Origin of the sequence: Streptococcus suis, from assembly GCF_046032535.1 — a bacterium.
GTDB classification, from domain to species: domain Bacteria; phylum Bacillota; class Bacilli; order Lactobacillales; family Streptococcaceae; genus Streptococcus; species Streptococcus suis_AK.
On record NZ_JARQPL010000002.1, the window covers coordinates 114,819 to 128,935 of the forward strand.

Sequence of the window (14,117 nt, forward strand, 5' to 3'; positions counted from 1 at the left end):
AAAATCAATATCTTGTGTAAAAAAATATAAAAATTTAAAATTTACACTAGATATAGTTTTTTATTTCTGAAAAGCAAATGAAAACAAGAGCCTATTCTGACTCTTGTTTTCTAGTCCATAAAAAGTACAGGTTAATAGCACAGGCCACTAAAATCACAGCAGGCCAAAGCAAATTTAACAAAGGAAGTTTACCGACATTGTAGGCAATATAGAGAGTATTCCACACTACCCCCAAGCTATAGACAATCATCAAAATAATTTTCATAAAACACTCCAATTAAATGATAGTGCTATTATACTACAAACGACCGTTGATGTCCTTAATCTGCCGCTCCATTTTCCGATAATTTAGGAAAAAGAGAGAAGCGTAGACCAAGATAAAGAGGAACCAAAAGAAGATAAGAGCCCCAAGTTTCACGGGAAACCAGCCAGCCAAAATGCCCAGCGGTGTGAAGCCTAAAGCTGTGATACAAAAATGTGTCGCAGTCATTCGCAAAAGGCTCCAATCCTGTTCAAAAATCTTGTCTGCCAGCTGGAACAAGAGACCGATTGCCGCCCAAATAACTACACAAATCATCATGACGGTTACTTGATTAAAGTTGCTCAGGTAGTAAGCCCCCATGGTTGAAAAGGGATTTAGAGGAAAATAGGTTCCCTGTCCGAAGACGGCTGATGTGATAATGGAGATAATGGTTCCGATAGCGATGCCTAAACTGGCTGATAAGATGTATTTTTTCATAGTCCTAACCTTTCTTTGATAACTTTTAGATAGCGACGGGATGAGTAGGTGACCGACCCATTCTTCATGACCAGTTTGACCAGACCGTTGGCGGTCAGCTTGAGGTGGTCCAGTTGCTTAATGTGAATGATCTCCGACTGAGAGATTTGTAAAAAGTTCGCCGGCAAGTCCTCCTTGACCTGATACAAGCGTAGGTTGGAAGTGAAGGAAGCCTCCTGCGTTTCCACCTGTAAGATTTTGTCTTCCAAGTAGAGTCTGACAATCTCATCATGCTCCAAAAGATAAACCTGTTCCCCTTTTTTGACAGTTAGACTGGATCTCTGCTTATCCAAGTTTTGAACATAGGTCACCAAGTTAGTAATTTGCTCTGACATAGCTTGAGCTTCAATAGTTACTAAGTCTTCTACAATGTCTGGCGAAATAGCTAGTTTTACTTTCATATTCTCTCCTTTCTCTTTCTGCCCCTATTAAACACCATTTCTTTACTGGTTTCAAGGGCTTTTGGCTATGTGGTCGATTTCCTGCACTAAACGGCAAAAAAGCCAGAACGTTTGTCCTGACTTAGTCATTCTTTAGAAATGTTAGCCCCGTCACTATCTGCCAAGCTGTGATAGGATAGACAGTTAAGCGTTCATAAATGGCCATTACCGCCACTTGATTTTCTGCGATTGCCGTCTGCAACAATCCTGCAGCGACAAAACCACACAATCCGAGAAAAATACTAATGAAGCGATAAACCATTTTTTGATCGGGCAAGAAAAGACCTGTCAACAGCAAGGTGCTATTGCCCATCATAAAGGACAGACGTGCCCCAAATCCATGCAAACCGTCCTGACCAGGTACACCACCTTGGAAGAAACCAACTAAGAGACTCCCTAGACCAAAGAGGGTGACTATAAGCAGGATAAGGATTGCCAAAATTGGATGTCTTCGCCTTATCTTAGAGAAAATAAGCAGAGCATAAGAAAAGACAAAGCCAATCGCAGTTAGAATAAAGCCGCTATTCATAACAATCGCCCAATTCGAAAAGTTTTCTGGCACACCAGCTACCTGCTGACCATTGTATACCCCAAGAGCTGAAATAAACTGCCGACCATAGACATAGCTAAGCGGATAGCCCGTTCCAATAGCAGCGATTAATTCGGTTCCTAGGTAAATACTGGCATTTATTAGAAAGCCAATGGCTCCCCATTTTTGTAGATTATGTACTCTCATCTTTTTCTTTCCTTATTACTTTCTCTTGGTATTTTGCCACTAGACTTATTTAAAATCTGTAATTTTTTCTGCCTCAATACGAACAGAGTCAAATCCTGGTTCTTTGGCTTTTCCAATTGAAACCATCAGAACGGGAATATAACGGTTTGGATCCAATTCAAAAGTCGCCGCCATCTCCTCAGGGTCAAAACCTGACATAGGATTAGTATCATAACCGTGAGAACGTGCTATTAACATCAACTGCATGGCGGCTAAACTAGCATCCATTTTGACGACTTCTCTCATCGTAGCTGGTGATAAAGCATCATACATGCTCTTAATCACAGGTACTTGATAATCTCGTACTTCTTGGGGCATCTTACCTTCCGCTACAGCACGATCATAGATAACTTCTGTGTGCTCCTGTGGACGGACATCTGCAAAGATTAAAATCACCGCTGAAGCTGTATCGACTTGCTTAGTATTAAAGCGTACCATGGGACGCAACTTGGCCTTAGCAGTTGCGCTTTCCACAACCACAAAACGCCAAGGCTGCAAGTTCACAGAAGATGGAGCTGTAATGGCTTTGTTCAGCATTTCAAGCATTTCTTCGTGGTCAATCGTCACAGTCTCATCATATACTTTGATAGACTTGCGACCAAACATAATTTCATTAAAATCATTAGTTACCATACACGATTATCTTCCTTACATTAGCGCTGTTTTTACATGGGAAAGTAGAGCATAGGTTGTTGCAGGGAAAGCAAAAATCATGCGATTTAAATCTGTTGCTGTCAACTGTTGATTGATAATCAAGGTCAGTAAATTAATCAACTCTCCCGCTTCATGTCCCAACAAAGCAGCACCCTTCAAGGTCTTATCACTTCCTACAATCAGCGTAAAGTGAGCTTCTGTCTCCAACTTAGTTTGGAATTTTAATTGTTGTCCAAAGGGAATCTCTACAATCTTGTACTGTTCAGGATTCGCCTTAGCCTCTGCAACCGTAATACCAACTTGAGCCAGACGTGGCAGCGTGAAAACGACATTTGGAACAACTGGATAGGTAATTGGAGCTGGATTGCCCAAAATATGCTCCGCAATGTAGCTAGACTCAAAGCTAGCAGTCGGTGTCAAGCGAGGAATCGTTTTAGAAACCACATCACCAGATGCGTAGATATTGGATAGAGATGTCTGCATGAATTCATTCACCTTGATGCCAGTGCGATCAAAATCCACTCCAACCTCTTCTAAGCCTAGACCTTCTACATTTGAGACACGGCCTGTGGCGTCAATAATGGTGTCTGTCTCGATTTCTAAGCCCTGAGCCGTTTTGACAAGAAGACCACTTGCTGTTTTTTCAGCTGAAACAACCGCTTGATTGAAATGGAAGCTAACACCATCGGCGGTCATTTTATCAATGACACTAGCTACCATTTGCTCAGGATAGGCTGCTAAAGCACGGTCTGCAAATTCGATAATATGAACTTCTGAACCCAGTAGCGAAGCCATTGTCGCAAACTCCAGCGAGATAATCCCAGCACCGATAAAGACTAGTCTCTCAGGCATGTGATCCATATCAAGAAAGGCACGGCTGTCTTGAAACCATTCATTCCCAGGGACATTTAGTCGAGCAGGGCGTTGACCTGTTCCAATCACAATAAAGTCTGTGGTAATTTCCTTATCATCAACCATCACTGTGTGAAGGTCTTTTAACTGCCCATGTCCTTTTAACAGATCAATTGACAGGCTGGCAAACATACCTTCTAGCATAGGAGAGTAGGTTGGAATTTCCTCTTTTTTATACGCCATCAATTTTTCCCAGGAAATTTCTCCTGTTTTGGCAATCCCTGCTTTTTCATACCGTGCCAATCCATCCATAAACTCAAAGGGACTTTCTAGTAAAAACTTGGCATTACAACCGTAGTTTGTGCAAGTTCCTGCTGTGATATCTTTTTCGACAATGGCCACTTTCTTGCCTGCTTTTGCCAAATCAACCGCGGCATGCCAGTTGGCATGTCCTGAACCGATAAAGGTAACATCGTATTGATACATCATTCTTCCTCCTAATTCATCAACTTCGAAACAACTGTTTGGCCTAGGGCACGAGCAGATTGGGGATTTTGACCCGTCAAGATGCGATCATCCTGGCGAACAACGGGGGAAAAGGCTGTTCCAATTTCAACTTTAGCCCCTTTTTCACGAAGGGCTGTCTCCGTTAAAAATGGTACCAAGTCTGCGGTGCCGTTTAATTCCTCTTCTTGATTGGTAAAGCCAGTAACGACTTTTCCTTCAATCAAGGGTTGACCATTCTCATCTTTGATTGGCAATAGCCCTGCCACACCGTGACAAACTGCTGTGACGAGACCTCCGTTTTGGTAAATCTGGCTTGCCAGCTCTGCTATTTCTACAGACTCTGGAAAATCCCACATGACCCCATGACCACCTGTATAGTAAATCAACTCATAGTCCGTCGCCTTAACCTCTTCAGGTCGCAAGGTCTGACCGAGAGCACGATTGCGAAAATCAGCGCCCTTATAGTAAGTACGGTCTACATCATCCATCATGGTCAAACTATGTGGGTCTAGGGGCACATAACCACCTTTTGGGCTGACAAAATCCGCTTCATACCCCGCCTTGACCAACTCATCATAAAAATGGGTCAGCTCACTGAGCCACAAGCCTGTCAACCGTTCATGCTCACCATATTGTTCTGTATTGGTTAGGACAATCAGTGCTTTTTTCATGCTTCCTCCTAATTTCAATCGCGCGCGATTGTTTTTTGATATGTGTCTAGTCTATCCCTATTCATTTGATTTGTCAAGGTAAAAGAATTTTGATAAGATATTTTTATCGTGTGCGATTAGAAAGCGAGAAACCATGTCAGACTATCATTACTCAAAGCAGCTCTGCTATTCCTTCTACCAAGTCAACAAACTCTTCAATCAATTTTATATGAAAAATCTCAAGGAATTTGACTTGACCTATACCCAATACCTTGTGCTTGTTGTCCTCTGGGAAACAGCTCCACTGACACTCAAGGAACTCGGTAAAAAGCTAGATTTGGCCAGCAATACCTTGACGCCACTTCTCAAGCGACTCGAGGAAAAGGGCTACATCCAGCGAAGCATTCCTCTGGGAGATAAACGACAACTCCTTATCCAGCTCACCGAAGATGGTCAAAAACTCCAAGCCATTCTTGAAGACAAGTTACTTTCCTGCTTTCGCCAACTCGATGGCCTGACTATAGAAAAAAAACAATCGTACGTCAAGTACAATCAGGAACTCATCGAGAGTTTACAGAACTATTTGGACTAATATATCCCCTGCTTTTCTCCATGGAAGCAGTTTTTTTATTTGAAAAAAGCCAGAACAAGAGTCCTGACTTAGTCTTTTATATCAACTTTTTTATGTGAGGAGCCAAAAACCTCAGGAGCTTTACCCTTCAAAGTCATCTAGCCCATCGAAGGCTCCGCTTGCCTTCAACTGCTCCAAATCTTCTAAGGACAGACTGGCATCCGCCCTATCCACTGCCCGTGTGACTTCTTCATAATAGCGACGAGCCATCTTCTCAATAAAATCACGAGGATAAGGATAACGATTGGTCGCAACCCACTCTTCCAACCAAGCCGTTAGTTCCTCAAGAGACTTATCCTGTTGAAAGAGAAAATACTGCATGAGTTCGCTAGCCTGTTCATCATCCAAACCCAGATGATACACATACCAGCTAATCGGGGCAAATTGCGGATTTTGTCTTTCTAGTTCAGCATAGATATCCAAAACCAATTGTTCCAATTGAAACAGTTTATCTGTAATATATTTTGTATCTTTTAAATCCATTGTAGCTATTCTTCCTAAACTAATACACTTAATATCCCACGAACTCCTGCAGCCAATGTTCGAGCAGACCAATTATCTAATCCTGACGCTACTAATCCGTTTATGATTATCTGCTCAATTTGATACAAACCACCATCAATTGTTTGATCAATAACTCTTAAAGGACCTGTGATATACTGTAACGCATGCCCAAATCTTACTGCGGCTTTTCGTCCAAGTACTTTTCCTACCATATTCGTAAGAAACTGTCTGTTTCTGAGTATCCATTTAGCGATAACTCGTGCACTTTTTCCTGCACCAACCCTAGAATTATCACTGTATGCATTTACACTATATCCTTCTTTTCTAGCTAAATCTCGAATTTGCTTATACTGTGAATTACTAATATAAAGACTTCCTGTTTTGCTTACATAGTCATTATATAAATCAATTATAGGTTTCTCATCAGCCATCGCAACTTCAGCTGCTTTAACACTATCTACATTCACAATCGTAGTACTCAATATGTTAAATAACATGATAATTACTGTAAATAAATTAAAAATACCGAGCTTTTTTTTCATATGTTTTATCTCCTAATCAGAATAGAATTATAGAATCAGCCTATAAAAATTATAGTATTTTAATATTTTAGAATTCTGTTGACTTATCACTTTGCAAAATACAATTAAAATTTCAATTTTTATAAAAACATTATCTTAATCACAAATGTATCGATACAAACATATTCTATATCACTTATTCATAAAAGACAATTTTTTTCTTTAATTACCTTCCAAACGTTCGTTCTTTGCTCAAAAAAGCCAGAACGTTTGTCCTGACTTTCATTGTCTTATATTTTTTTCTTCAACTCTGCCACTGCCATCATGACTTCCATAGGGGTCATATTGTAGATGTCTAGTTTTTCCAGTTCATCAAGGACTGGGTGAGAAGGGGTGTCTGCAAAGAGGTCGATTTGACCAGACGGCTCTTCCACAACTGACGGAGCTGGGTTAGCTGGTGCAGTAGGAGCTTGATTTTCAAGTGTCTGCAAAATCCTATCCGCCCGCTCCAATAACTCCTCTGGCATTCCCGCAATCTTAGCCACATGAATCCCGTAGGACTTGTCAGCTGGACCTTGGGCAATCTTGTGGAGGAAGGTGACTTGGCCGTCCTTCTCCAAGGTCGATACATGGACATTCTCTAAGTGTTCCAAGGTCTGGCTAAGGTCTGTCAACTCATGGTAGTGGGTGGCAAAAAGAGTCTTGGCACCAATCTTGTCGTGGATGTACTCGATGATAGACTGGGCCAGAGCCATACCGTCATAGGTGGCTGTTCCCCGTCCCAACTCATCAAAGAGGATGAGCGACCGATCTGTCGCCAGACGGACTGCCTTATTGGCCTCCATCATCTCGACCATGAAGGTCGATTGACCACTAACTAGGTCGTCTGCCGCCCCAATTCGGGTGAAAATAGCATCAAAAATCGGTAATTCAGCCTGATCCGCAGGCACATAGGAACCCATCTGCGCCATGATGACGATAACTGCCAACTGCCGCATATAGGTAGACTTACCGCTCATGTTAGGCCCTGTAATCAGCTGCATATGTGTATCGGTATTCAAGTGAATAGAGTTGGGAATGTAGGTCTGCTTGCCCATGACCTTCTCCACCACTGCATGACGACCACGGTTAATGGTCAGTTCTCTTTGATCTGTAAAGCGTGGACAAACCAAATGTTGCTGCTCTGCCACAACTGCAAAAGCCTGCAAAACATCGATGGTCGCAATGGTCCGAGCCAACTTCTGCAAGCGACTGATGTATTTTTCAACCTCCTGGCGAATCCGCATGAAAATCTCGTACTCCAAGTTAGACGACTTGTCGCGCGCCTCCAACATCTGCCCTTCGATCTTAGCCAACTCTTCCGTTCCATAGCGCTCCGAATTTTTCAAGGTCGCCTTACGGAAAAAATGGTCCGGCACATTGCCCAGATTGGAATTGGTCACATGGAAATAGTAACCGTCTTTTTTATTGTAATCAATCTTAAGATTATTGATACCAGATGCTTCACGCTCCTTGGCCTCAATCTCCGCAATCCAACCCGCGCCCTCACGCATGACCAGACGATACTGATCCAGCGTTTCGTCAAAGCCTGTACGGATGATGTTTCCATCTGTGATGGTCCCTTGGGCTTCTGGGTCAATAGCAGAGCTGATGAGAGCGTGCAGTTCTGGGATTGGGTCCAATCCAGCCACCAGATTGCCTAGAGCAGGCTCATTGATTTGTAGCAAGATATTCTTGATTGCTGGGATATTTCCCAGAGTCTGGGAGAGCTGCAAGAGATCCTTGGGCATGGTTTTCCCAAAAGACACTCGGCTGGCCAAACGTTCGATGTCATAGACACCTTTTAAAGCCTCGACCAAGTCACTCCGTTCAAAGAAGTAATCCAGAAAAACCTGAACGACAGCCTGACGATTCTCAATCCGCTTAAGGTCAATCAAGGGACGATCAATCCATGTCCGCAATAGGCGCATACCCATGGCTGTCTTGGTTTCGTCTAGCAGCCAATACAAACTACCATGCTTCTTGCCTGTCCGACCGTTTTCAAGCAGATCCAGACTGGACTTGGTTGCATAGTCCATTTGCAGATAGTCCTTGATTTCATAGTGGACCACCTTTTGTAAGTGGCTCAGATCTCGCATCTGAGTCCGATGTAGGTAGCTGAGGAGTTTGCCCGCCGCAGCCTTTTCCAAGTCTGTCAAGGAGTTGTCAATCAGCTGGACATCTTCCGTCACCTCATCTTCAAAAGAGAGCAGGAGGTTCATCTGGTTCGAAAAGACCTGCTCTTCTTCCTCCGACAGATCATAGCCGATGACCAATTCACGTGCCCGTAAATTGCGGATCTCACCACAAAGACTAGTAAAATCATCCAAACTAGTCACAAAAAACTGACCTGTTGACACATCCATATAAGAAAGTGCGAACTGCACTCCCTGACGGTCAATCGCAACCAAATAGTTACTGTCTGCTCCCATTTTGGACGAGTCTGTTACCGTACCAGGCGTGATGACCTGCACCACTTCCCGCTTGACCACGCCGACTGCCTGCTTAGGATCTTCCATCTGCTCAGCTATAGCGACCTTATGCCCCAGTTCAACAAGTGTGTCGATATACTGTTGTGCCGCGTGATACGGTACCCCCGCCATAGGAATCGGATTTTCCGCATTCTTATTCCGACTGGTCAAGGACAATTCCAAAATCTGTGCCGCTTCTACCGCATCTTCATAAAATAATTCATAAAAGTCTCCCATACGGAAAAGCAAAAAAGCATCTGGATAGTTTGCTTTTATATCCAGATACTGCTGCATTCCCGGAGAAATTTTTTCTGTTGCCATCATCTCTCCTTGTTCTAATTCAAATAGTAGTTAATCTCCGCTTCAACTTGCTGGGCCGCAACCTCATCTCGACAAATAACTAAAAGTGTATTAGCTCCCGCCAGCGTTCCCAAAATAGTCTCTGGCTTTTCTGCATCAATGATATTGGCCATCAAGGCCGCTTCTCCCAGTTCTGAATGAAGGACCAGAATAAAACTAGCCCTATCTACTTTATACGCATATTGTGCCAATAATTGGATAAAATTCACGCGCTCTTCTTCGATAGCTAAGGAATAAAATGAACGCCCATTTTCATGAATTTTTATCACTCCCAACTCACGTAAATCACGAGACAAGGTTGTCTGGGTTACCACTACCCCTCGAGCCTCTAAACCTTGCTGAATATCCGTTTGTCGCCCTATTTTTTCTTGACGAATCATGGCCTTTATTAAATCATGTCGCCCTGCTTTATTCATCATTTTACCTCAAAATGTATATTTATAGAAATATTATAACACTTTTCCCCGCTATTAGCCTAGAAATGTGTTAAAATAGAATCAATAACTTTGGAGGAAATCCTATATGAATCAAAAACAAGTGATTGCAGAAAGATTGGCTGCCATCCTTCCGAGTTTGGAAGTGGAAGCTATCTACAATCTGCTAGAAAAACCAAAATCATCAGAAATGGGCGATATTGCCTTCCCTGCCTTCTCACTTGCTAAAGTGGAACGCAAGGCTCCACAGGCTATCGCAGCGGACATCGTTGAAAAACTCGATACAACTGGCTTTGAGAACGTTGTTGCAACGGGTCCTTACGTCAACTTCTTCTTGGACAAGGCTGCTATCTCCCACCAAGTCTTGACAGATGTTATTACTGAAAAAGACCAATACGGTAAACTCAACATCGGTCAAGGACGCAATGTTACGATTGATATGTCTAGTCCAAACATTGCTAAACCATTCTCAGTTGGCCATTTGCGCTCAACCGTTATCGGTGATGCCCTTGCTAACATCCACGAAAAGCTTGGCTACAAGCCAATCCGCATCAACCACTTGGGTGACTGGGGCAAACAGTTCGGTATGTTGATTGTTGCCTACAAACTTTGGGGAGACAAGGCTGCGGTCGAAGCAGACCCAATTTCAGAACTCCTCAAACTCTATGTGCGTATCAACGCTGAGGCGGAAGAAAAGCCTGAGTTGGACGAAGAAGCACGTCAATGGTTCAAAAAATTGGAAGACGGCGATCCAGAAGCTCACGAGCTATGGCAATGGTTCCGTGATGAAAGCTTGGTCGAATTCAACCGCATTTACGACAAACTCGATGTAACTTTCGACAGCTATAATGGCGAAGCTTTCTACAACGATAAGATGGACGAAGGCATCCAAATCTTAGAAGAAAAAGGACTTCTTCAAGAATCTAAAGGGGCCAAAATCGTTGACCTTGAAAGCTACAATCTTCCACCAGCCCTCATCATGAAAACAGACGGTGCAACACTTTACATCACACGTGACATGGCAACAGCTATGTACCGCAAACGCACTTACGACTTTGTGAAAAGCATCTATGTCGTTGGTCAGGAGCAAATCAACCACTTCAAACAGCTCAAGGCTGTCTTGAAAGAAATGGATTTCGACTGGAGCGACGATATGACCCACATCACCTTCGGTCTGGTTACCAAGGACAAGAAAAAGCTATCCACTCGTAAAGGAAATATCATCCTACTCGAGCCAACGCTTGACGAAGCCATTTCACGCGCCCTTACTCAAATCGAAGCCAAAAACCCTGACCTTGAAAACAAGGAAGAAGTGGCACACGCAGTTGGTGTCGGCGCTGTTAAGTTCTACGACCTCAAAACCGACCGTGACAATGGCTACGACTTCGACTTGGAAGCTATGGTTTCCTTCGAAGGTGAAACAGGTCCTTATGTACAATACGCATACGCCCGCATCCAGTCTATCCTACGCAAGGCAAACTTTGTACCAAGCGCAGAAAATGACTACAAACTGGCTGATGCAGAAACCTGGGAAATCATCAAACACATCCAAAACTTCTCAAACGTTGTAGAACGTGCTGGTGACAAATTTGACCCATCTCTCATCGCTAAATATGCTATCAACCTAGCTCAAGCCTTCAACAAGTACTATGCACATACTCGAATCTTGGATGAAAGCCCAGAGCGTGACAGCCGTTTGGCTCTTGCCTACACAACCGGTGTCGTCCTCAAAGAAGCTCTACGTCTTCTCGGCGTAAAAGCACCTGAAAAAATGTAATTACATCCTATCCTCAATCTTACTGGTTGAGGATTTTTCGTTTGCGATAATTTATCAATTTCAGAAAACAAATATAAAATGCCAAAAAATTATCCAACTTCTTGCGAATAGATTTAGCGAGGGGGAGTAAGAACCTGTATTCACAGTTCAGCACGTTCACCTAAGGCTAGTTTTCCAGTTACTCATCGTTCGTTTTTTTCAAAATACAGTCAGTATTCCCTCAAAAAACTGCCTTGATTAGCGAAAAACTATCTCTTATCTAAAAGCACTTTACTTGTGAATACAGGTTCTAAGACCCCTACAAAAAATCATCAAAGGAGTCTGAATGACAAAAACATCACTTACAGCAAACCAACCACGCTTTTCTATCCGCACTTATTCTCTCGGTGCTACTTCTGTTCTACTAGCCTATGCCTGTCTGGCAGCTGCTCCAGTAGCTAGTGCCAATACGACAACTAATCCATCTACAAGCCCAACTATAGCCCAAACAACAAATAGCACTACTGAACAAAAAAACAATCAAGTTAGTCAATCTAGTACAAACCAAACAAACACTACACCATCCACTAAGTCCAATACAGAACAAATATCGCAAGAAAAAAACGTTACGGGTACAACAACGTCAGCAATTCAACCAATCCAAACCACTACACCATCAACTAGTCCAGCTAGTCAAACACGTTCTCAACAAACAACACCTTCCTCACAGCAAAGTCAAAACCAGACTAGACAAACAAGTACCAACCAAATTCAAACTAATACTTCATCAACAAGTAGCTCTGCTATTTCCCAAAAAACAAACACCCAAACACAAACCAACACCACCAGAGCTCGACTGACTACCCAAACTCGTACTGCCAGCACACGTTCCAGCTCCACCAGTGCCTTGGGGGATGATTATCCTTATACAGCGGTTGACGCTATTGACCCTTGGAGGCTCTACACCCGTCAATGTACTTCTTTTGTAGCCTTTCGCCTCAGTAAAGTCAACGGTTTTGAAATTCCGGCAGCTTACGGTAATGCAGATGCTTGGGGACATAGAGCTCGACGAGAGGGTTACCGAGTGGATATGAACCCTGCCATAGGAGCAGTGGCTTGGTGGACCTCTCCTATGCACGTTGCCTGGGTATCTAGCATCCAAGGTGACATGGTCGAAATCGAAGAATACAACTACGGTACTCGATACACCTACAATCGCCGTCTGATCCATAAGAACTCTGTCAGTGGCTATATTCACTTCAAGGACCTAGCTGGCTCTCCTGTCAGTCAGACCAGTCCTGCACCTACTCAGACGCACACATCTGGCTTAGCAAACAGTGGTACCTATACCTTTACCCAGCAAGCACCAATTAAAAATGAAGCCAAACAATCTAGCACAACCTTGGATTACTATTATGCTGGTGAGAGCGTACGCTACGATCGGGTTCTAACAGCTGACGGCTACCAGTGGATTAGCTATGTCAGCTATAGTGGTCAAAGACGCTACATTCCTATCAAACAGGTACAGTCCTCCCCTGCACCACAGCAGCCAATTGTATCAACTCCTACAAAACCTCAAGGAACAATCCACATTACAAATATCAATCAAGCAGAGGGTAGTTTTGAAGTTATCGTCACCAATGTAAAATCTCCCAAGACTATCAAATCAGTATCTATTCCAATTTGGTCAGATAATAATGGGCAAGATGATATCATCTGGTATCCTGCTCAGCGACAAAGCGATGGCAGCTACAAGGTAAACGTTCAAGCAAGTAAACATAAAAATGACCGAGGACTCTACCACATCCATGTCTATTACACAGATTCCTCAAACAAACTCGAATTCATTACTGGAACTACAACTCAACTAACAGCAATATCTCAACAAACCAATCAAACAAACAGTAATTTACCAGCATCGGGTACCTATTATTTCAAGAGCAAAGCCATTGTCCGCAATAGCCCTAGTCAGTCCGCCAGTGAAATCACCTACTACGGTGCTGGTTCTTCTGTCCGCTATGACCGAGTTGTCACATCCGAAGGACGCCAGTGGATCAGCTATGTCAGCTATTCAGGAGTCCGTCGCTACATCGCCATCCCATAAAACAAAAGAAACTGCAGGTTCACTATGCACCATGCAGTTTTTTAGATGATTAAATATCAGTAGAATTGATAGCTGTGCTCGGTTTTTCTTTCGGTTTACGCAGATGGAAGAAAATAGTTACCCCAAAATAGATGGCAAATAGGACAACTCGAATAATATAATTCATCATTGCCTGCGCCTCTACTGACTGACGCATAACTGAATCCGTATAAATTTGACCCAACCCTTTCTCACCAATAAAAGCGTAGGTCGAAAATAGGAGAGTTACAAAAAGATAACCCAGGTAGGTATAAGAAGCCTGCTCATTTTTCTTGAGGAAAAGCAGCACAATCGTCGCAATCACAGCAAGTAGTAACACAACTGCAAATGCCTTATTGACAAGATTCGTCTGGAAATTGATAGATTCTCTCATGTAGATAAAATATGCCTCATCAATCCCCTCAACATTAAAATTCTGCAACAATTGACGCACAACAGCCTCATCGTACTTCGCAAAAAATATATTAAAGCCACGCAATACGCTCGCAATAGATGACAGTACAACAAAAATATACAGATGAATTGGCCTTTTCATATGGCACCTCCTAATTTTAGTCTTATTCTACTCCAAAAACCATGCTTTGTCAATGTGATTTTGTGAA

The 14,117-nt window shown here is 42.9% G+C and carries 15 protein-coding genes; 3 read left to right on the forward strand and 12 right to left on the reverse strand.

Translation table 11 applies throughout. The features are described 5' to 3' along the window. Positions 1-91 precede the first annotated feature (91 nt). The 7 genes from P7J58_RS01475 to P7J58_RS01505 form a co-directional block, all read right to left on the reverse strand. Positions 92-265 (reverse strand): hypothetical protein, encoded by a 174-nt coding sequence (locus P7J58_RS01475; protein WP_171943691.1) that lies wholly within the window; start codon positions 263-265, stop codon positions 92-94. 33 nt (positions 266-298) lie between these two features. After that, a complete protein-coding gene (locus P7J58_RS01480) occupies positions 299-739 on the reverse strand; it encodes a DUF3021 domain-containing protein (RefSeq protein ID WP_408555392.1) in 441 nt (146 codons plus the stop codon). Beyond that, positions 736-1,179: a LytTR family DNA-binding domain-containing protein gene (locus P7J58_RS01485; RefSeq protein ID WP_408555391.1), complete on the reverse strand. Its 444-nt coding sequence runs from the start codon at positions 1,177-1,179 to the stop codon at positions 736-738. The genes P7J58_RS01480 and P7J58_RS01485 overlap by 4 nt, the downstream gene beginning before the upstream one ends. A 121-nt stretch (positions 1,180-1,300) precedes the next feature. Next, on the reverse strand, positions 1,301-1,954 hold the full coding sequence (locus tag P7J58_RS01490) for a DUF998 domain-containing protein (protein ID WP_044671948.1): 654 nt from the start codon (positions 1,952-1,954) through the stop codon (positions 1,301-1,303). A gap of 45 nt (positions 1,955-1,999) precedes the next feature. Further along, positions 2,000-2,626, reverse strand: coding sequence for a nitroreductase family protein (locus P7J58_RS01495; protein ID WP_408555390.1), 627 nt, complete (start codon positions 2,624-2,626; stop codon positions 2,000-2,002). Positions 2,627-2,641: 15 nt separating this feature from the next. Further along, positions 2,642-3,985, reverse strand: coding sequence for a dihydrolipoyl dehydrogenase family protein (locus tag P7J58_RS01500; RefSeq protein WP_408555485.1), 1,344 nt, complete (start codon positions 3,983-3,985; stop codon positions 2,642-2,644). Between the two features lie 11 nt (positions 3,986-3,996). Continuing rightward, complete coding sequence (locus P7J58_RS01505) at positions 3,997-4,677, reverse strand: type 1 glutamine amidotransferase domain-containing protein (protein WP_408555389.1); 681 nt, start codon at positions 4,675-4,677, stop codon at positions 3,997-3,999. 133 nt (positions 4,678-4,810) lie between these two features. Here P7J58_RS01505 and P7J58_RS01510 point away from each other — a divergent pair, with 133 nt between their 5' ends. Further along, a complete protein-coding gene (locus P7J58_RS01510) occupies positions 4,811-5,248 on the forward strand; it encodes a MarR family winged helix-turn-helix transcriptional regulator (RefSeq protein WP_408555388.1) in 438 nt (145 codons plus the stop codon). Positions 5,249-5,368: 120 nt separating this feature from the next. Here P7J58_RS01510 and P7J58_RS01515 read toward each other — a convergent pair whose 3' ends face one another. From P7J58_RS01515 to argR, 4 genes are all read right to left on the reverse strand, one after another. Then, positions 5,369-5,770 carry a hypothetical protein gene (locus P7J58_RS01515; protein ID WP_248052135.1) on the reverse strand — a complete coding sequence of 134 codons (402 nt, stop codon included), beginning with the start codon at positions 5,768-5,770 and terminating at the stop codon, positions 5,369-5,371. A gap of 14 nt (positions 5,771-5,784) precedes the next feature. Beyond that, on the reverse strand, positions 5,785-6,333 hold the full coding sequence (locus tag P7J58_RS01520) for a hypothetical protein (RefSeq protein WP_225620753.1): 549 nt from the start codon (positions 6,331-6,333) through the stop codon (positions 5,785-5,787). Between the two features lie 269 nt (positions 6,334-6,602). After that, a complete protein-coding gene (gene mutS, locus P7J58_RS01525; protein WP_408555387.1) occupies positions 6,603-9,143 on the reverse strand; it encodes a DNA mismatch repair protein MutS in 2,541 nt (846 codons plus the stop codon). A gap of 14 nt (positions 9,144-9,157) precedes the next feature. Next, entirely contained in the window at positions 9,158-9,598 is a 441-nt protein-coding gene (gene argR, locus P7J58_RS01530; protein WP_002941938.1) for an arginine repressor, read from the reverse strand. 106 nt (positions 9,599-9,704) lie between these two features. Between argR and argS the strand changes: the two genes are divergently transcribed. Continuing rightward, complete coding sequence (gene argS, locus P7J58_RS01535; protein WP_408555386.1) at positions 9,705-11,393, forward strand: arginine--tRNA ligase; 1,689 nt, start codon at positions 9,705-9,707, stop codon at positions 11,391-11,393. 325 nt (positions 11,394-11,718) lie between these two features. Continuing rightward, entirely contained in the window at positions 11,719-13,476 is a 1,758-nt protein-coding gene (locus P7J58_RS01540; protein WP_408555385.1) for an SH3 domain-containing protein, read from the forward strand. Positions 13,477-13,525: 49 nt separating this feature from the next. Here the strand turns inward: P7J58_RS01540 and P7J58_RS01545 are convergent, their stop codons facing one another. Then, positions 13,526-14,050 (reverse strand): membrane protein, encoded by a 525-nt coding sequence (locus P7J58_RS01545; RefSeq protein ID WP_029177199.1) that lies wholly within the window; start codon positions 14,048-14,050, stop codon positions 13,526-13,528. Positions 14,051-14,117: the final 67 nt, after the last annotated feature.